The following is a 20,766-nucleotide window of genomic DNA, read 5'->3' as shown; positions in this document are numbered from 1 at the left end:
TTTCTGAAGGCGTGCCGGGGCACGTCAAGGGAAAGTGACGTAGGACAGGGCGAAAAGGCGGTAAAATCTGCACGTTGGCAGGTTTGAAGACACGCCCTAGGGCGAATGTATAAACATTTTGCTTTACAGGCGACGAGCACATGGAACGAATACTTTTTTACATAAATACAATAAACCGCAGCCGGGATGCTTCATGATCACGCAGCTGTGGTTTTCCGCGTTATCCTTATCAAAACTTCCGCTTGCGCATGACGTTACGTCAGGACCTATACTGGAATCAGCAAGAGAAAGGAGGCGTATCGGATGCCGGAAAATCAAACGTATACGGTAGGCGCGTTTGCCAAGTTAACGGGAGTTACCGAGCGTACGCTGCGTTTTTACCATAAGAAAGGTCTGTTGGAACCGTCCGCTTATACGGAGCGCGGGCATCGGCTGTATACGGACCGTGACTTGATTCGGCTTCAGCAGATTCTGACGCTCAAGTTTCTCGACTATCCGTTGGAACGAATCGCGGAAGAATTGGAAGCCGAAGGAAGTGCGCTTCGCAGCTCGCTGGAGCATCAGGAACAGTTATTGCGGCAAAAAAGGGATCAGCTCGACCGGATGCTGCATACGCTGGAACATACTTTGAATCTGTCGGAAGGCGTCGATGAAGCGGAGTGGGAACCGGACGTTCTGCTGCTCATGATCCATTCGGTCTCGACAGAGGAGCAGCAGCGGCGCTGGATGGCGGAGCGGATACCGGATTCGCTGATGCAGCGCTTCTGGCCGGAAGGCAAGGCGTCGGAAAAGTGGCGGGCGATCGAACGCGAGACGATGCAGTGGATCTCGCGGCTCAAAAGGCTAATGCGTGCAGGACTTCCGCCGGAAGATCCGGCAGTGCAGCAGTTCGCAACCGAGTTGTCGGGACGGATCGGCGGAATGCTGTCCCGATTGGAGGAACCGTTGACGGAAAAGGAAATGAAGGCGTTGGAATCTTTTGCAAAAATCGACCTGTCTCAAACGTTTCAACTTCCGGTGACGTTTACGACCGAGGAAGAGCGTTACGTCGAACGGATGTGGGATGCACTGGTAGAAGATTGTGTCGAACATGAGGACGGCGAGACGCCGGACGAAGGAGGAAACAATGGAAGATAGGCTAAAAGGAAACGCTACACCGACTCCAAGCTGGGGCTCGTTTTGGAAACTGGTCGCCAAGTATATGCCCAAAGGCTGGTTGCTGACCGCGGCGGTTGTGCTGGGCTTGTTCGAGACGGTGTTCACGCTGGCGATTCCGTTGTTGACCAGTAGGCTGGTAGACGGATTTTCGATGGAAAACCTGACGGGAGGCACGATTGCTTTGCTCGGCGCGGCGTTTATCGCTCAAGCGGTAATGTCTGGCCTTGCCATCTACACCATGTCTTACGTGGGACAGTTTATCGTGTCGGGCTTAAGACGCGATCTATGGCGGCGGATTCTGAGGCTGCCGATCTCGTTCTTCGACCGCAGCGCATCCGGAGAAACGATGAGCCGGGTCACGAACGACACGAATATTGTCAAAGACTTCATTACCGGGCAGGTCATCTCGTTTCTGTCGGGGATTGTGGCGATCGTCGGGTCCGTGGTCATTTTGCTGACGATTGATTGGAAAATGACGCTGTTTGCCCTACTGGCGATTCCTGCGGCGATGCTGCTGCTATGGCCGGTCGGTCGCCGCATGTACGCGATCTCGCGCGATACGCAGCAGGAAGTGGCCGAATTTCAGGGCGATCTCGGGCGGGTGCTCTCGGATATTCGCCTGGTCAAAGCTTCGATGGCCGAGCCCGTCGAGCGGGTTCAGGGGGAAAAGCGGATTGCGGGCTTGTTCCGTTTCGGTTTGCGCGAAGCGCGGATTCAAGCCATTGTCTCTCCGCTGATGATGACGGTGATGCTGTTGATCCTCGTGGCGCTGATCGGGTACGGCGGCGCACAGGTCGCACGCGGCGTATTGACGGCGGGTTCGCTGGTCGCGATCATTCTGTATATGTTCCAGATTGTCGTACCGTTTACGCAGCTAGCCACCTTTTTCACCCAATTCCAGAAGGCGCTTGGAGCCACCGAACGACTGAGGGAGATCATGGAACTGCCAGCCGAGGATAGCGACGCGTCGGATACGGATGCGAAAATGGAGCATATCGCAAGATCGTCTGTCCATGGAGGACATTACATCCAACAATCGCTTGTTTTCGATCACGTAAGCTTTGGTTATTCCGAAGACAAGCCAATTTTAAAAGGACTGAATTTTACGGCTGAAGCGGGGCAAACGACAGCGTTTGTAGGTCCGAGCGGGGCTGGCAAGACCACCATTTTCTCGCTGATTGAACGATTCTACGAACCGACGGACGGGAGACTCCGGTATGGCAGCGATGAGGCGGTTCATATTCCGATTCGCGAATGGCGGAGTCGGATCGCTTACGTCTCGCAGGAAAGTCCGGTCATGGCGGGGAGTATTCGAGACAATCTGACCTACGGACTTGCAGGCGCCGAGGATTCGGCTATCGAAGAAGCGGTTCGTTTAGCCAATTTGTCCGAGTTCGTTGCTTCTTTGCCGCAGGGATTGGATACGCAGGCAGGCGAACGGGGAGTTAAGTTGTCGGGAGGTCAACGTCAGCGTCTGGCGATAGCCCGGGCGATTCTGCGCGATCCGGATATCCTGCTGCTGGATGAAGCGACGGCGCATCTGGACAGCGCATCCGAGGCTCAAGTTCAGGAGGCGCTGGACAAGTTGATGCAGGGACGGACCACGCTGGTAATTGCCCATCGGCTGTCCACTGTGCGCGGAGCGAATAAGTTGATCGTGATCGAAGGCGGGCAGGCAACCGGACAGGGAACCCATGAAGAATTGCTCGCTTCCCATGCTTTTTATCGCAAAATGGTCCACCGGCAATTCGAAGCTTCGGAACAGGCGGAATGAAGCAAGGAGGAACAAGAATGACTGAAAGGCGCCCGATAGCTCCGAACGACAGCGAACAGGAAATTAATCGCATCATAGCGGAACTTGATGAGTTGGAGAGCAATAGGGAAGAACCGGATCTGTCCCGTCTTGCAGTCTATGCCAGGCATTCGGATTCGTTTATTCGGTCGAAGGTGGCTTTGCATTTGGGCTTTCACCCGTCCGAACAGGCAGACCGTCTGCTGTTGATGCTGCTGCATGACCGGGAGTGGCTCGTACGGGCGGAAGCCTGCGAATCGCTGGGGCCGAGCCGTTCGCCGAAAGCGCTGGAGAGGCTCAAGCAGACAGTAGAGTTCGATCCGTCCGTGATCGTCAGGGTGTACGCGCTACTCTCGATCGGCGATCTGGCCGAGCGGTTATATGGCAATCCGACCGCGGATCGCCGCTTCGTCAAACGTATCCTACTGACGCACAAACCGCTAAGCATTAAGCTGGCTTGCGACGCCGTGCTCGTGCAATGGGGCGAACCCCTCTTTTTGCAGCCGCTGATTCAGGCTCTAAGCAAGCGGGATGCGAATATTCGGGCCGCTACTGCCCACCGTCTGCTTGAACTGGTGAATCCGGAACGTGCGAGGATCATCGCCCTCGGCGTGGCGAAAGCGCTCTTGTTCGAGCCGCCCCGCGGAATCGGATCTACGCTTGCAGAAGTGCTCGACGCATGCAGGGATGCTCTTCATCCACCTGAGTAAGGTCAACTTTTCCCGCGATGGGTAAATAGATTAGAAAAACCGACCGCTTCCGGCGACTCGGCCCTACGGGAGGCCTTTATAAGTATGAATCTAAAAGAATTCAACGCGATCGTCAGCAGCCCAGCCGATCTGCGCTACGAATATTTCGTTAAGAAAACGGCAGATACCCAGATTCTCTGGGGCTTGTACGACGAAGGTTGGGCGATGACGCATGATCAGGATGGCGCGGCATTGCTCCCCCTGTGGCCCAAAGGCGAGTTTGCCGAGCATTGCGCGATCGACGAATGGTCGGCATATTCCAGCCGCCCGCTCGACCTGCTTGCTTTTATGGACAAAATTTTGCCGAAGCTTGAACAAGACGGCGTTAAAACGGCTATCTTTTACAACAACAGCGATTCGGCGATCGTAGGAGCTTCGAAGCTTTTGCAGGATCTGGAAGCGGCATTGAAAAAATATTGAAAGCAGGCGTGTAAAGCGGGATTCCGATCAGGGGATTCCGCTTTTTTTGATGACGTGATTTTGCATATGTAAATACTTTCAAATCGGAAAATCTCTAATTTTAATAGGTAAAGTTGTCGGATTTATAGGGTGTTTTTGCATGGAGAAAGTGATTAAGCTATAGATTGAAAACGCTTACTAAATTTGCGGAGGGTTGTCTACATATGAACACTCGAAAAAGAACAGGCCATGCCAAGCGGACGTTATTCAAAGTCGTCGGAGGGCTGCTCGCGGTATCGTTGGCGTTCCCGGCATTCGGACCGATCGAGACGGTGCGGGCGCAGACGGACGCGATCTACGTGCCGCCTAGCTCCGACTGGAACAAGCTGCGGGATATCCAGCTGGAGAATTACGCTTGGGGTTACGGCAGCAGCGTCACGCAGGAAGTGTACCGGGACAAATCGTCGCAGAAGATCGTCGCGAACGATTATTGGGCCCAGCAGTACACGACCAACGGCTGGCAGACGTTCGACTTCTCCGCTTACGCCGAAAATGGCACGCTGGAATTCGACGCGATCGGCGAACAGGGCGGCGAATCGTTCCGGATCGGGTTCCGCGACGGCGTTCACGAGCGCAGAGTGAACGGGGAATTTTATAAAGACCAGGACAGCAACCCCGAAGAAACAAACGAAGACGCGCTATCCAAAGATGTAAACGAATACATGCCGCTCACTACAGAGTGGCAGCATTATTCGATTCCGTTAAAAGACCTGTTCGGCGCAAATCCGGTGTTCGATCCGAGCAAGGTTCAATTGTTGAAATTGGCAGGAGTCAGCAACGCGGCGCAGACGTTCCATATCGCCAACATGCGCGTCACGTCGCCGGATACGGAAATTTCCGCGGCTCCGATCAAAGTCAACCAGATCGGTTATTTGCAGGCCGGCGAGAAGTATGCGTTGATCAGCGGCTATTACAACGAACTGAACGCGCAGGAAGGCACGCCGTTCGAGGTCAAGCGCACATCGGACAACGCGACCGTCTATAGCGGAGCGCTGACGTTGGTCAAAGCCTATGATCCGTTGTCCGGCGAAAAAGTGCTGAAAGCCGACTTCACGGCGCTGCGCGAAGCAGGCGACTATTACGTGTCCGTCGAAGGCGTCCCGCAGCCGTCCGTTTCGTTCGAGATCGGAAACGGCATCTACGGCGGACTGCTTAAAGACGTGCAAAAGTTCTTCTACTACCAGCGCGCCAACGTCGATCTGGATTCGCAACATGCGGGCGATTACGCGAGAGAAGGCAAGTATAAGCAAGAAGATCAGGCGCTGCCGCTGGAGTCGAATCCTTCCGTGACCAAAGACGTATCCGGCGGATGGTGGGACGCGGGCGATATGGGCAAGTATGTGACGGCTGGCGCGACGGCCGTGTCCGATTTGCTGTGGGCGTACGAGACGTATCCGAACGTGTTCGAAGACAGTCAGTTGAACATCCCGGAAAGCGGCAACGGCATCCCGGACCTGCTGGACGAGATCAAAGTCGAAACGGACTTTTTCCTGAAGATGCAGGATACGGCGACGGGAGGTTTTTACGCTTACGTCAATCGCGAACCGGCTCCGAAGCGCTTCATCATGGACGGAACCGGGGCAAACAGCCTGATTCCGACCGTGCAAACGGCGAATACCGTCGGCGCTCTGGCGCATGCGTCCATCGTGTTCCGCTCGCAGCCGTCGCTTGAAAGTTATGGAGACCAACTGCTGACGGCGGCCGAAAAAGGCTGGGCGTATCTGGAGCAGCATCCGGAATATATTCCGCAGCCGGACGGTCCGTACAACGACGAAAAAGACCAAAACGACCGGTTCTATGCGGCGGCGGCTTTGTATCGGGCGACGGGCGATTCCAAGTACGACGATTACGTCAAAGCGCACTACACGGAGTTCGAAACCGTATTTGAAACCAAAGATTTCTCGCACGGTATCAACGGCATGGAAATGATCGGGTACTACCAGTATCTGAGCGCGCCGCAGGCGGACGCGCAAATTCGCGAATGGTTCGCTGCGCGTTACGCCGTTTGGCGCGAAAAAGCGCTGGATATCGCGCTCAACCAAGCGGTATGGCGCAATTCGACGAAGGACGGCTTCTACTGGGGAGCGAACTCCAACGTCGCGAGCATGCCTATGAGCCTGGCGATCGGCAGCCGTATTCTCGGCACGTTCGACGAAGCTAATCTCCAAGCGGCGGCGGGCAATCTGAACTATCTGCTCGGCATCAATCCGCTTCAGCTCAGTTATATTACCGGCTACGGGGAAAATCGGATACGCATCACGCACCACGAGATTTTCATGCGCGACTTTATCGTCGAAATGCCGAACGGATACATGGTCGGCGGACCCAACAACGGCAAAGCCAAATTCCCGGCAAAAGCCTATAACGCGTCTACGATCGATTGGGAAACGAACGAGCAGGCGCTGAACTACAACTCGCCGCTGATCTTTTTGACGGCTATGCTGCAAGATGCCAAGTTGTCGGAGTCGATCAATCTCGACCGCACCTCGGGCACGCTGAATCCGGGTCAGGAAACGGTCATCGAAGCAACCGTGGCGCCGAACGATGCGACCGTGAAGTCGGTGTCGGCCGTATCGGCCGATCCGTCGATCGCTACGGTTAAAAACGTGGCGTTTGATGAGGTTTCGGGAAAAACGAAAATCACGGTCGAAGCGAAAGCGGCAGGCGTCGCGCAAATCGTGGTGTCGTCCAAAGACGGAAGAGTGACAGCGACGTACGAAGCGACAGTGCAACCGGCATCCGCGCCGCCGAGCAATCCAATGCCGTCGAACCCTTCGACGCCTTCGGTGCCGGCAACGCCGTCCAACCCGGCGCCGACAAACCCGACTCCTGCCGCGCCGGGGAACGCGACGCCCGGCACGGTGACGCCGACGCCAAGTACACCGGCGCCGGGCAGCGAACCGGCGAGCGTGTTCGCTGCCGGTCTCGTGGATCGCTCGAAGCTGCTGCAACGCTTCGAACAAGGGCAGCAAGCGGCCGCCGCGCAAACGCCTGCCGCGTTCTCCGACGTCAAAGGCCATTGGGCGGAAAAAGCGTTAAACGGCTTGGCGAAGCTGGGCGTGTTCGAAGGCTATAGCGACGGAACGGCGAAGCCGAACGGAGCGATCACCCGCGCCGAATTCGCCGTGCTGCTCGATCGGCTGTTCGACTTGCAAGCGAATCCCGCGAAAAGCGCCGCTTTCAAAGACGTGAACGGCCATTGGGGCGAAGACTCGATCCGCACGCTGGCTTCGCTCGGCATCCTGAACGGCTACAACGACGGCAGCTTCAAGCCGGGCAAAAGCTTGACGCGGCAAGAAGCCGCGGTTATCCTGACCCGCGTACTCGATCTGCGCAACGCCGCGCCGACCTCGGCTTCGGCCGAACTCGACGATCTGGACCGGGCCGGCAGCTTCGCCGCCGACGCGTTGAAGCAAGCCGCGAAGCACGGCGTGATCCGCGGCGGCACATTCCGCCCGACCGCCGACGCTACGCGCGCGGAAACGCTGCAAATGCTTTGGAACGCGCTCGAACTCGATCCGGACGTGAAGCAAGTGCTGGATTCGCTGTAAGCGGCTTGGTTTTTTCGCCTTCGGCGAGCGCGTGCGACGAGTACGGCGAGCGCGCAAAAAAGGAATAACCGATAAAGCAGTAACCAATAAAGGAGTAAACAATAAAGGAGTAAACAGTAAAGAAACGGCTTGCTGAACCAGCAAGCCGTTTTTCTGCTTGCGACCGCATCTTCGCGGTCCGCCGGAGTTGCGGTTTTTTCTTCAAGCGAAGCTGTATGCTCGCCAAATAAGTGCGCGAATGCAACTATTTCCTCCGAATCTTCCGTAGATTTCAGAATAGATGCGCAAATGCAATTATTTCAGCCGAAAATCGCCAATCGGCGAAAAATTCGAGAAATAAGTGCACCTGAGCACTTATTTTTGCCAAAGCGTCAAATTCGGAGAAAATAAGTGCATATTCGCATTTGTTTTTTCAAGTATCTTCATTTTCGCCCGATCTCCGTTTCCTTCTCTGGTTCCGTTTCCAACTTCGTTTCCGCCTCTGCCTCCTTCTATTTCTCCGCGACGGCTGACGGCTGCGACTGACGATTGCCCCGATTCTTTCGCAATCCGGGCAACCTTCGCTTTGTCGTGTACGATTCCGGGTTTTCCGGGCCTGCGTCACAAGTTTCCCGCAAAACAAAAAAAGGAGGTCCCGCCGCCGGATCGCGGCTGGCGGGACCTCCTTTTCGGATCATGCTTGGCTTAGGCAGCTTCCTGCATCACGCTTCCTGCGCCGCGCCTATTGCATGGCACTTTCCGGATTTTCCGGCGTTAGGAAATGCTTCGACAGATCGCCGACCAGCGAATAGTAATCTCCGTTCGTGAGCTTTTCCTGATCGGATATCAGATTCAAGGTGTCTTGCTGCAACCAGCCGTCCGCGACCAGCAGTTCAGTCGCACTGCCTTCCTCCACGGGAAGATCCAGCGCGCTTGCGATTAAGCTCGAAGCCGTCTCCAGCGAAAGCTGCTGCGTCGCCGGATCGGCGATGCCTGCGAGCGCACCCTGCATTTCGCCAGGGAAGAAGTCGGGGTGAAGAGAACGAACCACGCGTACCGCGTTGAAGAACCGCTGCACGTTGGCTTCGCCGTCCAGCCCCCAGCCGTCGTTTTCATAACCGCCTGAGGTCAGGTACATATTGGCTGCTACCAGCATGCCGGCGTAGTCTTTGTGCTTGGTGTATTCCGGCTCCGGCAGATTCGGGCGAGACAAATCCATGCCTTGTTTGCGAAGCTTCTTTTTCAATGCGGTGATTTGCTCCTCGGAACCGGACAATTCGCGCAGCGTCATATCCGTGTTCAAAGCCAGCTTCACTGCCGCGCCAGCCGCTTCGCCCGTGCCCATGCCGACCGGGATCGTGCGGGCGCTTCCGTGCGGCACGGTATCGAAGCCAGCCGAGCGTCCCACGACGAGCAGGCCGTCCACGGTGCGAGGCACCAGGGTGCGGAACGGTACGCCGTATTGGCTTGGCTTCATCAGCACCGTACCGATGCGCCCATCGCTTGTGCTCTGGATATCGACGGGATAGGAGCCATAAGCGATATCGTCCCAATGCGCGCGATTTTCCATTACGTCGACCAGCGTTAACCGATACTCGGCTTTGAGATGGCGGGATTCGCGCAGGTATAACTCGCTGGCGACTCCGTCGTATTGCAGCGTCGCCATTTCCGGGAAACGCTTTTTGAGGAACTCGACGATTTTCGGCGCTTCCGCGGTTCCCGTCTCGATGCCCTGCTTGATCGATTCCGGATCAAGCGGGTCGATGCCGAACAGCAGCATGGAGTTGATCAGAATCGTATCGTCGTTTTGGCGCCCGATATTCAAACCGCGCATTTTAACCTTGTTCGGATCGCTGGACTCGTATTCTTTCGCTTCCTTATAACCCCATACGCTCATCCGGTCGATTCCGGTGTCGTCGTGCTTGCCGAGCTTCTCCCAGATTTCCTGGGTCATGCCGCTCATGCGGAACACGAGTGTCGAGGCCATGACGCTGTTGGTATCTCCGATGTCTTCGCGTCCCAGCGTGAATTCGGCTCCGGCTTCGGCGGCCAGATCGGCATTTTGCGTGGCGTCGATAAGAGCCGAAGTCGTGACTTTCTTTTGGCTTCCGTCTTTTAGCGTCAGGTTCACTCCTGTCACGACGGTACGTTCGTCTCGCATTTCGGTTAACGGAGACATGTCCTGGGTTTCCATGAGCAGGTCGATGTTCGATTCGTTTTTAACCATCTTATAGAACACATTGGCGGCAACGTTCACATCGAACGCCGAACCGTCAAATTGATCGTACCACTCTTGGAAAATGCCTTCGTTCAAATACTTCGGTTCTCTCAACTGAGGAAGGAAAAACGGCTGCTCCGGCGAGTAGTTGAGGTCGATCATATTCAATCCGCCGACCGTCATCAGACCGCCCAGCATCGTACGGTTATGTCCATCGACAAGCAGCACCTTCAGGCCGTTACGCGCAGCAGAGATCGCCGCAGCGATACCTTCCGGATCGGTTCCGGTCACAACCACATCGTAGCGGTCCGCGACTTCGGTGACAGAGACGACAGGCAGTAATTCTTCCGTTACCCCATGATTGACCAGCCTGGCGTGTTCCAGGTATCGAACGAAGAAGAACCCCGCGATGCCCAAGACGCAAACGACGGCAAGAGACAGAAAGACGACTTTTTTCCAGTTTTGAAAAAGCATGAGTATGTAAGATTCCTTTCGATTAGGCGGCGAAACGTATTCTCCGTACAAAAAACTACGCTATAAATCGCCGGATTTGCATCGTTTTTTCCAGACGCATGTCCTGACTATATCGGGTTTTTCTTGGACGAACAACCTTTTGCGGCTGATTGGCAAGTAACAATTTTGTAATGATAAGGATGACGGCAAAACGGAAAGTGGTACAAAAAAATAAACGCGTTTGAACCGACAAAGAAATAAGGAGGTGAATCGGTCACTAAAATTTCAAATAATAAGGTCTTTAGTCTCATGTATTTTAGGTCAAATTGCATAGTAGTATAAGGCTTGTCTTCAAAAAACTTTCGCCCTGTACGTGAATTTCGGTCTGTTTTGTAGTTCGTCTATCGGATTGCCAAGCAATCGAAGCAAGCGTTACATTGAAGCGAGAAAATGAAGCAGGGGGTGTTGAAATGGAAAAAGTGTCTTTTAACAAAGGAGACTCGGGAAACTGGGCGATCGATTACAGGCCTTCGAACATTGCGAATCCGGATTTGGTCGTTCAAAAGCCGAAAGCGGAATCGTCGAAAGTCGTAGTCACGAAAGACAAAACCGAACTGTACAGCGGACCGACGGGGGAGAAAGAACTGGCGAGCGACGTGGAACGGAAAAAGAAAGAAGCGGAGCTGGCTCAACAGCTTGCGGAAGAACGTTTGGCTCAGCAAAAGCTGTTACAAACGTTTTATGCGGAAAAAGCCCGGGTGGAGCTATCTCCGGACAACATCAAGGATGCGATGAAAGCGCTGGCGGAGCGCTCGATCGAGCAGTTGATGATAAGGGACGGTTCGTCCATGAGACTGGAATGGAAGTCGGAGCTGCATAAGGTTCGTGTGGAAATCAGCGCAGACGCTTACGACAGATTAAACGAGCATACCGATTCGAAACAAGAGTGGGCCGAAGCCGTTCAAGCTTGACCGACCGCGATTCGAAGGTACACCGATCGCCTTCCGAGTGAAGGCGGTCTTTTTTTTGCGCGTAAAAAGAAAAAATAGGAAGTCGGCGACTAAGAAGCTTTCCGAGACGAATTGCGGAAAATCAGGTTTTGGGCTACGGACTGAGAACGCTGTAGAAAAAAGTCGCTTAAAAACGAATAACTCAAACATGCTCGAATTCGACAAGAAAAAGCCAGCCATTGTTTCAAAAAAGACCGCCTGCGGCTCCTGTTTTCCGGCAAAAAAAGCAAGCAAACAGTAAGGAAAGCACTCCTATTCCCTTTCTTTTCCAAAAAATAGTAAACTGGACCCAGCGATAACGCACCATATTCAGATATCGAGGGGGTTGCGAAAAATGAGTACATTATCCGCTTACTCGCCGCTTTCCAAACCGGATCAAACGAACCGGATCGATTATGCCGCGAAAACGACTTCCATCAATAAAGACTCTTCCAAAACAGGCGTCTATGACGCTGCGAATCAAGATAAGGCTTCATCCGGCAAAAACACGGACACGCGAACCGACGCGCAGATCAAAAAAGAAAAAGCGCAGGTCTACGAACGCATGGAAACGAATCGCAAACAGCAATACGAGTTGTTGCAAGCGATCTATTCGCGGAACGGCTTTACGTTGAACAGCGAAGACTTTAAAAGCACGATGAAAAATCTCGGCGAGAAAGCAATCGAGCAAAAAGCCTCAAAGTCCGGCGTGAGCTGGAAGTCCCAACTGCACCAGCTCCGTATGGATATCAGCTCCAGCTCTTATCAACTGTACACCGGCAGCCAAGCAGCCAAAACTCAAGGAGCTTCCGCGACCGAAGGAACGTCAGCAACCGTTTCGTCGACAGCCGCGAATGCCGCGTCCGCTACCGCGCCGATTCTGGGCAGCGTCAGCGTCGTTTCGGAACAAGCGGCATCGGCGGCTGGCACGACGAATTCCGCTCCGACGCCAACGCCGGTTCAAGAAACGAAGCCGTCGGAGGAAGCGCCGCCAGCGCCGATTCAAGGCACGAAACCGGCGGAAGAAGCGCCGGTGCCGATCTCCGGCACGAAGCCGACGGAGGAAGCGCCGCCAGCGCCGATTCAAGGCACGAAACCGGCCGAGGAAACGCCGGTACCGATCTCCGGCACGAAGCCGACGGAAGAAACGCCGGTACCGATCTCCGGCACGAAGCCGTCGGAGGAAGCGCCGCCGGTGCCGATCACCGGCACGAAGCCGTCGGAAGAAACGCCGGTGCCGATCTCCGGCACGAAGCCGTCGGAGGAAGCGCCGCCGGTGCCGATCACCGGCACGAAGCCGTCGGAGGAAGCGCCGACTCCAACGCCTACGCCGGTCGTACAAACGCCAGCGCCGACTCCCGCGCCGAACGTGATCGACACCGTAGTCGGCGTCGTGAACTCGACCGTAGGCGGGTTGGGCAGCGCGCTCGGCGGCGCGACTCAGGCGACGCCAAATGCGTCTCCGTCGCCAGTCGCCTCCATGCCTGCGGCCGCACCTTCGTCCGCAAGCGCGAATCCGGTAACGAATTCACCGGCCGCTTCCACACCGACCCCGGCAGCCGCTTCGCCGACGACCGGTACCACTACCACGGCCGGCGCCCTTATGGGCGGCGTGACCAAAACGATTCTCGGCGGCAAAAAATAAAGCACTCTTTCTATGGTTTTGGTCACGCAACGGCCGCCTACCGCAAAAAGCCCCCGATTTCCTCAAAAGGAATATCGGAGGCTTTTCGTTTGATATCGAAAATACAAACCGGAACGCCGCGTTCGTTGCGGCAAAGCACTTTTTTCGCTCTGCGCACGCTTTCGGCCAAAATAAGTGCGCAGATACACTTATTTCCCTCGATTTCTCGCCTTTTACAAAATTAAGTGCGCCTATACAACTAAATGTACGATTTCATATCGAAAAGATCAGAGAGGTTCAAAATAATTGCACATACGCACTTATTTACCTCTCAAGCGATTTTTCACGAAAAATAATTGCACAATCGCACTTATTTTCCCGCTTCCCCGGCGATTCGGTCGACTTTCGGAGAAACGTCGCAACAACTCCGGCTTTTTTCGGTCGCGAATCGCCGATCTTCACGCGCCGGTATTTACTGCTGTTCGCCGTCCGATTCCGGTGTCGCGGGGTCCGTCGCCGTATCTTCCGCCGCTTCCGTCTCGATCTGCTGCCGAAGCTGCGCTTCCCGTTCGGCGAATCGACTTTCCAGACGGCTTTGCCACTCCGGTCGCGCTTCTCCCGCAACCGCATCCAGCTCGCGGCGCATCGAAGCCAGCAGATACAAGCGATGCCATCGCCGGAAAAGTTTCAGTTCCCGATCCGAAGGCAGCGGATAAGGCGAATATTGCGCGTATCCGTGCAGAAAAGCTTGAGTTTGCGCCGGTTGTGCCGAGGCTGCGGCGCGATCGGGCTGTTCAAGCTGCGTCGGTTGCGCGATTTGCGCCGCATCCTCCGCCGTACGCAGACTGCGAATCGCATACTCGATATCCGCGCCCGGCGGGTAGACCCGGCAATCGTCGAAGTCGATGATCGCGATCTTCCCGTCTTGCCAGAGCAGATTGTCCATTTCAAAATCGAAATGAACAAGCGTTTCCGGCCGTTCGGCGCACAAAGCTTCCATTTCCGCGGCCGCCCGCTCCAGCGTGCGGCGGACGATCGGCGTATCTTCGCGCAGCATTTGCCGCATCCGGGCCAGATCGCGGCGCCAATCGCCGCGTCCTTGCCAAGTCTGTACAGGCATCGCCGCGAATTCCGCGTGCAAGCGACCCAACTCTTCGCCCCAACGCAAGCATTGCGACTCGGTCAGATCTTCGTCGTCGGGATGTTCGCCCGGCATGCCTTCGAACAGCGCCGCATGATACACGTCTCCGTTCCATTCCAGCGTTTCCACGAGTTTTCCGGTGAGCGACGGGATCGGCTGCGCGGCGCGGACCGAACCTTTTTCCAAAGCGCGCAAAATACGGATCTCCGCTTCCACTTCGCTCAAACCGCGTTCTTCCGCCAGGTTGAACCGCAGAAAATGCCGCTGTCCGTCCACGTTCAATACGAATGCGGCATTCGAGCTGATCCGCCAAAAATAAACGCTGTCCGGATCATGCTTCCACAAAGCGGCAAACGGCTCGGCGGCGGAGCTTCTCCAGGTAGTTTCGTCGACGGATTCCATTACTTTTTTCATTTGGCTGATTTTCATCATGGTTAATTATGCACGGCCTTTCGATAGGGGATAGGTAAAAAGGACAAGTGTGTAGTAACGGTGAGGTATTTCGTTAGAGTCGTCATAGATGCCCGGAATCCGCCTGCCATGCTTTTCGCTTTTCCATACGAAAAAACCGCGAAAGCGTCAAAGCTCCCGCAGTTTGCTTAAAGTAATCGATCCGAGCGCACGTCGCAAAAAACAACGCCAAACAGAAAAGCCGGAACCGTATAGGTCCCGACTCCCGAGTTCGCATAGCAGCCGAAAAGCCGCCGATCAGATCATGCCGTAAGGGAGCGAGAAGCGATGAAGTTGCGTTTTCATAAGGCTTGCTCACTCCCTTCTTGTTTTGGATGACGTTAATTTAGCATAAGAAAAAGGAAGCTGTCAACGTTTCCCTCGGTTGGCGTACAATTCGAAGCCGCCGATGCGGAAAATCAAGCGATTGTCGGCTTCAGGCAAACGTGTCGCCCGGGTCGGAATCATGTCTTTGCGTCGGTAAATACCGAGAATCAGACCGAAAATCGCGAAATGAATCATGGTCGAGAAACCTCCGTAACCCATGAAAGGCAGCGAAAGCGTGGTAAAAGGCAGCAGATTGAACGAAGCGCCTATTCCGTAAATCAACTGACACGCAAGCAGGATCGAAAGACCCGTAGCCAGCAGGCGTCCATACGCGTCCCCGATTTTCCGAACGGTGCGAAGCAGCAAGATGATCAACCCTACGATGCTCGCGACCAACAAACCCGCCGCGACCCATCCGAAGCTGTAAGTCAGATAGGGAAGCATGGATTCGGCATGTGCGTAGACCAAAAGATTGCCCGACTGGCCGAATCCTTTCCCAAACCAGCCCGCATTTCGAACAGCATGTCCGATAGAATCATTCAAATAGTTGTTTGCGTCGTTCTGCAATTGCGGCGCAAAAACGGATTGAACGCGCGCTTGCCAATGATCGACATAAACATACAGGCCGGCCATCCAAGCAAATGCGGCGGCGGAAAGTCCATAGATGTACAGACGCGACCCTCCCGAACGTATGTACAAGGTAAAGGCGGCGATCAGGTAAGCGGCGAGCATTAACCAGTTCAGCAGATCGAAAAAAACATAGAGCAGAACAGGCAATACGATCGCGCCGACAGCAAGCAGTTGCCGCAAGTTCGTTCGTTTTTTATTTTGCAGCAACAATCGTTCCAAAACGCCCGGCAGTGCCAACACGAACAGCACGAACATGTACACCGATACATCGATCGTAAAAGGCCCGACAAGGACCCAGTTCATATTTCCGTTCAGCGACATGACGAATGGAGATTCAAGCAGCAAAACGGTGGAGACAACCGTAAAAGCATACAAACCGAGCGCGTGCTTTTTGAAAATCCGGTAATCGACAAAAATGCAAACTATTAATGCCACCCAACCCAACGCGTAAAAGAAAAGTTGTCGAGTACCCGGATTGAACTGACTGTAGACGCCTTCGCCCGTCGCTGCCAACGAAAATAAAGCCAAGAGCGCGAAGGCCATCATGACCGCCAGCGGAATCAACAATCTCCAATTCAACTTCGGCCGATGCACTTGTCCCAGCGTGCCGCCGACTTCATCCGCATCTCCCATTTGGGTAAGCGCCCAAGTCGCGGCTTCGACCGGCGAAAGACCTTCCTCTTCTTTTTCCGCCATCAACTCTTCGATATGCCCGCGTATTTCTTCCCGCAGTTCGGGATGCAGCTCTTTGGCCCGAATGCGCGCGCAGACCCGATCCAGATATTCTTCGATCAACGGATCGGCTTTGCTGGATGATTCGGCTCTTTTCGCGGCGGGCTGCTCGTTTTTCGGCTTCATGCTTTTTTCCCCGCTCATGCCCCGTCCTCCCCGAGAACCGCGTTCACCGCGCCGCTGAACGTGCGCCATTCTTCGGTTTTATGCCGGAGCTGCTTCAGTCCGGCGTCGGTCACCGTGTAATACTTGCGTTTGCGGCCGCTGCCGTCTTCCCAATGCGACTTCACCCAGCTTTCGGCTTCCATCGCGTGCAGGATCGGGTACAACGTGCCTTCCTTGAGCGAAAACACGCCGCCCGAGCGGTTGTCCAGTTCCTTGATGAGTTCGTAGCCGTACATGCTTTTGCCGGACAAGACCGTCAGTACCAGCGTTCCGGTCGAGCCTTTGAGCAGTTCTTTGCTGACTTTCACTTGAAGGAGCCTCCTTTTTATATACATAGAATTACTATGTATCGTAATGCTAGGCGTAACACGTTGTCAACCGGATCGGGAAAAAACGGCGCGCGGCAGGATTTCGTACACGGATGCGCGAATGCTAACAAGCGGGAGTGCTGGCAAGTCCGGAAGGAAACACGTACAGAGGCGCGAAAAAAGCGTAAGGCGGGCGCCCAACCGGAAAAAGAACGAATCATACAGGGGGTTGTGATGAAAAGAGTAGGAATGGCGCTTATGGCGTTGATCTTGGTGGTGCTGACGTTGGCGCCGGCAGGACGTTCGCAAGCGGCGGGAGCGAGTATCGTGGACCCGTCAGTCACGTATACATACGGCGTGTTAACGCGGGATATTCGGGAGTTGGCGGCGAAGTACCCGGATATCGTCGAATACAAGTCGATCGGCAAAACGCTGTACGGTCGCGATATTTGGGCGGTCGGTCTGGGAACGGGCAGCGCGACGGTCTTTTTCAACGGTTCGCACCATGCGCGCGAATGGCTGACGACGACGCTGAACATGCAGATGATCGAGCAGTACGCGGCGGCTTACGCCGAAAATCGCAAGTTCGAGGGCTACGACGTGCGGGATATTTTGAGCAAAACGAAGATCTGGTTCGTTCCGATGGTCAATCCCGACGGCGTTACGCTTCAGCAGACCGGATTGCAATCGTTCCCGGCAAGCGTGCATAAAGCGTTGATCGCGATGAACGACGGCAGCCGCAACTTCAAACGCTGGAAAGCGAACGCGCAAGGCGTCGATCCGAACCGGCAGTACGACGCGAATTGGGAAGAGTTGGTCAACAATTATTATTATCCGCACTGGATGGGGCATAAAGGCACGGCTCCGATGACCACGCGGGAAAATAAAGCGATGATCGCGTTCACGTACGAGATCGACCCGGAGATCGCGGTGTCGTATCATTCGGCGGGCCGTATTTTGTACTGGAATTTCCGTACGCCGGCCGCCAACGTGGCGCGCGACAAGCGTTTGGCGAATATTTTCACGGCGTTCACCGGATACAGCCAGGTCAGTCCGAGCTACAACTCCAACGGAGGCGGCGGTTACACGGATTGGTTTATTCAAAAGCTCGGCCGTCCCGCGTTCACCCCGGAGATCGGAGTGAAAAACGGCGAAACGAACCTGCCGGTATCGGCGTTCGGGGAAGAATGGCGGCGCAACAAAAAGATCGGTTTGTGGATCGCGCAGGAAGGCTACTCGTTATGGGCGGCGAAAAACAAAACGACGGTCAAACCGGTATCCGTGTTCCTCGACGGCAAACGGATCGACGACGATCTGGCGGCGTTCAACGAAGACGGAGCGACCTTTGTGTCGTACAAACCGCTGCTGACGTCGCTTGGCTACAAGCTGAAGTGGGAAGGCGCGGCCAAGTCGGTGACGGCGACGGGCGATTACGGCACGCTCCGCTTCACATTGGGCAAAAAAGAAGCGGAGATCAACGGGAAAACGGTGACGTTGACCGCCGCGCCGAGATTGTACGAAGGCGTCATTTACGTGCCTGTGCGTTTGATCAGCCAAGCGACCGGAGCGATATTGACGGTGTACAACGACACGGGCGCGGTATCGATCAAAAGCCCGGCGCGCGTGACGCCCGAGCCTGAAGTTCCGACGGTTCCGACCGTCCCGACGGAGCCGGTCGAACCGCCGACGGAACAACCGCCGGCCGTCGTGCCGACGCCGGAACCTTCGGAGCCGGCTCAGTCCGAAGTGCCCGGCGAGGTTCAACCTTCCGGCTCCGGCGGCGAAGACGTCGTTCCCGGAACCGTGGTACAGCCGGGCGCATAAAAAGCGACGAAGCGATCTGCGATTTTTGTCCGGTTTCGTTTGTTTTCGGAATCGAGTTGCTTCGACCGCTTGACGGAACCCCGATTCCGGTGGTACAAAGGTGTCACGGATTCATGAATTTTACAAATCAACAGCAACGACCGGGGCCATGCCTCGCGGGCGCCCGGGCTTTCGAAAGACTGGGCGCATCCGCTGCCGACAGAGAGGAATTTCGGAACGCCCGTCTTGATCGCCCGCGCGGTGAAGATAAGACAGCGGACCGGCTGCAAGAATTCCCGGCAGACGCGCGAAGTCCCTTCCCCGCGAGCTGCGACGCTCCAGACGTCGCCGGATGTCCGCCGTTAACGGACTTTGAGATTTTTCGCTTGCGCAAGTTAACCTAGCTTGCGGCAGCGGAAAAGGAACTAGGGTGGTACCGCGAAGACATATTCGTCCCTGACGAATATGTCTTTTTTTGCGTCCATCTTGTACGGACTATTTATTTTTAAAGGAGAGAATTTCGATGAAACAAAATCAATTGCTTATTCCTACGCTGCGCGAAGCGCCTGCGGATGCCGAAGCGGCCAGCCACAAGCTGATGCTGCGCGCGGGACTGATCCGTCAGCTCGCGTCCGGCGTGTACACGTATTTGCCGCTCGGTTTCCGGGTGTTGAAAAAGGTGCAGGAGATCGTGCGCGAAGAAATGGACCGCGCGGGCGCGCAGGAGCTATTGCTTCCGGCGATGCAGCCTGCCGAACTGTGGCGTGAATCCGGTCGTTACGACGTGTACGGCCCGGAGCTGATCCGGCTGAAAGACCGTCACGACCGCGAATTCGCGCTCGGGCCGACGCACGAAGAAGTCATCACGGCGCTGGTCGCGGGCGAAGTCAGCTCGTACCGCCAACTGCCGCTTACGCTGTACCAGATCCAGACCAAATACCGCGACGAACGCCGTCCGCGTTTCGGTCTGCTGCGCGGACGCGAATTCCTGATGAAAGACGCGTATTCGTTCGACCGGAGCTGGGAGGAGCTGGACGTGACGTACCGCGCGATGTACGAAGCATATTCCCGCATTTTCACCCGGGTCGGCTTGAACTTCCGCGCCGTTCAGGCGGACGCGGGCGCGATCGGCGGCGAAGGCGAGACGCATGAGTTTATGGCTTTGGCGGATATCGGGGAAGACACGATCGTCGTGAGCGAGAACGGGAATTACGCGGCCAATCTGGAAAAAGCGGAGATGTTCTGGGAGGAACCTGCCGCGTCCGATCAGGAAGTGCCGCCGATGAACCGCGTGCATACGCCGAACGCGCACAGCATCGACCAGTTATGCGCGCATTTCGCCGCGGAAGCGTCGGTCTTTTTCAAAACGTTATTGTACAAGGTGGACGATCGGCCGATCGCGGTCGTGGTGCGCGGCGATCGCGAAGTCAACGAGACGAAAGTGCTGAACGCGCTCGGCGGCGAACGGATCGAATTGGCGGAAGGCGCCGAGGTCGAACGCTTGACCGGAGCGGCTGTCGGTTTTGCTGGACCTGCGGGATTGTCCGGCGTCAAGCTGCTCGTGGATCGCGAAGTCCAGGCGATGGAAGCCGGGATCGCGGGCGCGAACGAAACGGATTACCATGCGGAAAACGTGCAGCCGGGACGCGACTTCGCGGCCGATCTGGTCGGCGACTTCCGCAACGCGGCCGAAGGCGATCTCAGCCCGGACGGCAGCGGACCGCTGAAGTTCTATCGCGGAATCGAGGTCGGCCATGTGTTCAAGCTCGGCACGAAATACAGCGAGAAGCTGGGCGCCGGGTATCTGGACGAAGGCGGGCGCAGGCAAGCCGCGATCATGGGCTGCTACGGAATCGGAATTTCGCGCATTCTGTCCGCCGTGGTCGAACAAAGCCATGACGCGAACGGGATCGTCTGGCCTGCGGAATTGGCTCCGGCCGTCGTGCATATCATTCCGGCCGCGATCAAAGACGAAGCGCAGCGGAATCTGGCCGTCGAATTGTACGAGCGTTTCCGCTCGGCGGGCATCGAAGCGCTGTTGGACGACCGGGATGAGCGCGCGGGCGTGAAATTCAAAGACGCCGACCTGATCGGGATTCCGTACCGCATCGTGGTCGGTCGCGAAGCGGCGGAAGGGCGGGTCGAATTCAAACGGCGCGCCGACGAAAACAAAGAATCGTTGAGCGTCGAAGAAGCTTTTTCCCAAGTCACAAGCGGCCGCTGATCGGCTGTTAATCG

The 20,766-nt window shown here is 55.7% G+C and carries 13 protein-coding genes; 9 read left to right on the top strand and 4 right to left on the bottom strand.

Going from position 1 to position 20,766, the window contains the following annotated elements; translation table 11 throughout:
- The first annotated feature begins 303 nt into the window (after nucleotides 1-303).
- From WKI47_RS02980 to WKI47_RS02960, 5 genes are all read left to right on the top strand, one after another.
- Nucleotides 304-1,137 (top strand): MerR family transcriptional regulator, encoded by an 834-nt coding sequence (locus WKI47_RS02980; protein ID WP_340225706.1) that lies wholly within the window; start codon nucleotides 304-306, stop codon nucleotides 1,135-1,137.
- Nucleotides 1,127-2,932, top strand: a complete 1,806-nt coding sequence (locus tag WKI47_RS02975; protein ID WP_340225705.1) for an ABC transporter ATP-binding protein — start codon at nucleotides 1,127-1,129, stop codon at nucleotides 2,930-2,932. The genes WKI47_RS02980 and WKI47_RS02975 overlap by 11 nt, the downstream gene beginning before the upstream one ends.
- Nucleotides 2,933-2,949: 17 nt before the next feature.
- Complete coding sequence (locus WKI47_RS02970) at nucleotides 2,950-3,660, top strand: HEAT repeat domain-containing protein (protein ID WP_340225703.1); 711 nt, start codon at nucleotides 2,950-2,952, stop codon at nucleotides 3,658-3,660.
- Nucleotides 3,661-3,744: 84 nt separating this feature from the next.
- A complete protein-coding gene (locus WKI47_RS02965; protein ID WP_340225702.1) occupies nucleotides 3,745-4,119 on the top strand; it encodes a DUF2750 domain-containing protein in 375 nt (124 codons plus the stop codon).
- Nucleotides 4,120-4,322: 203 nt separating this feature from the next.
- Nucleotides 4,323-7,709: a glycoside hydrolase family 9 protein gene (locus WKI47_RS02960; RefSeq protein WP_340225701.1), complete on the top strand. Its 3,387-nt coding sequence runs from the start codon at nucleotides 4,323-4,325 to the stop codon at nucleotides 7,707-7,709.
- Nucleotides 7,710-8,430: 721 nt separating this feature from the next.
- On the opposite strand, the gene WKI47_RS02955 is transcribed toward WKI47_RS02960, so the two are convergent.
- Nucleotides 8,431-10,380 carry an FAD-dependent oxidoreductase gene (locus WKI47_RS02955; protein ID WP_340225700.1) on the bottom strand — a complete coding sequence of 650 codons (1,950 nt, stop codon included), beginning with the start codon at nucleotides 10,378-10,380 and terminating at the stop codon, nucleotides 8,431-8,433.
- A gap of 449 nt (nucleotides 10,381-10,829) precedes the next feature.
- On the opposite strand from WKI47_RS02955, the gene WKI47_RS02950 reads away from it, so the two are divergent.
- Together WKI47_RS02950 and WKI47_RS02945 are read left to right on the top strand one after the other, a co-directional pair.
- Nucleotides 10,830-11,330, top strand: a complete 501-nt coding sequence (locus tag WKI47_RS02950; RefSeq protein ID WP_340225699.1) for a hypothetical protein — start codon at nucleotides 10,830-10,832, stop codon at nucleotides 11,328-11,330.
- A gap of 373 nt (nucleotides 11,331-11,703) precedes the next feature.
- Nucleotides 11,704-12,993, top strand: a complete 1,290-nt coding sequence (locus tag WKI47_RS02945) for a hypothetical protein (protein WP_340225698.1) — start codon at nucleotides 11,704-11,706, stop codon at nucleotides 12,991-12,993.
- Between the two features lie 451 nt (nucleotides 12,994-13,444).
- Here WKI47_RS02945 and WKI47_RS02940 read toward each other — a convergent pair whose 3' ends face one another.
- From WKI47_RS02940 to WKI47_RS02930, 3 genes are all read right to left on the bottom strand, one after another.
- Nucleotides 13,445-14,527: a phosphotransferase enzyme family protein gene (locus WKI47_RS02940; protein ID WP_340225697.1), complete on the bottom strand. Its 1,083-nt coding sequence runs from the start codon at nucleotides 14,525-14,527 to the stop codon at nucleotides 13,445-13,447.
- Between the two features lie 405 nt (nucleotides 14,528-14,932).
- Nucleotides 14,933-16,396 carry an FtsW/RodA/SpoVE family cell cycle protein gene (locus WKI47_RS02935; protein ID WP_340225696.1) on the bottom strand — a complete coding sequence of 488 codons (1,464 nt, stop codon included), beginning with the start codon at nucleotides 16,394-16,396 and terminating at the stop codon, nucleotides 14,933-14,935.
- Nucleotides 16,393-16,725, bottom strand: coding sequence for a PadR family transcriptional regulator (locus WKI47_RS02930; protein WP_340225695.1), 333 nt, complete (start codon nucleotides 16,723-16,725; stop codon nucleotides 16,393-16,395). Before WKI47_RS02930 ends, WKI47_RS02935 begins: the two co-directional genes overlap by 4 nt.
- A gap of 234 nt (nucleotides 16,726-16,959) precedes the next feature.
- On the opposite strand from WKI47_RS02930, the gene WKI47_RS02925 reads away from it, so the two are divergent.
- Both WKI47_RS02925 and WKI47_RS02920 read left to right on the top strand, forming a co-directional pair.
- Nucleotides 16,960-18,549 (top strand): M14 family zinc carboxypeptidase, encoded by a 1,590-nt coding sequence (locus WKI47_RS02925; RefSeq protein ID WP_340225694.1) that lies wholly within the window; start codon nucleotides 16,960-16,962, stop codon nucleotides 18,547-18,549.
- A 502-nt stretch (nucleotides 18,550-19,051) separates the two neighbouring features.
- Nucleotides 19,052-20,752 carry a proline--tRNA ligase gene (locus WKI47_RS02920; RefSeq protein ID WP_340225693.1) on the top strand — a complete coding sequence of 567 codons (1,701 nt, stop codon included), beginning with the start codon at nucleotides 19,052-19,054 and terminating at the stop codon, nucleotides 20,750-20,752.
- Nucleotides 20,753-20,766 lie beyond the last annotated feature (14 nt).

It is taken from the genome of Saccharibacillus sacchari (assembly GCF_037722395.1).
GTDB lineage: Bacteria > Bacillota > Bacilli > Paenibacillales > Paenibacillaceae > Saccharibacillus > Saccharibacillus sacchari_A.
This window is presented reverse-complemented; position numbering and strand designations above follow the sequence as displayed.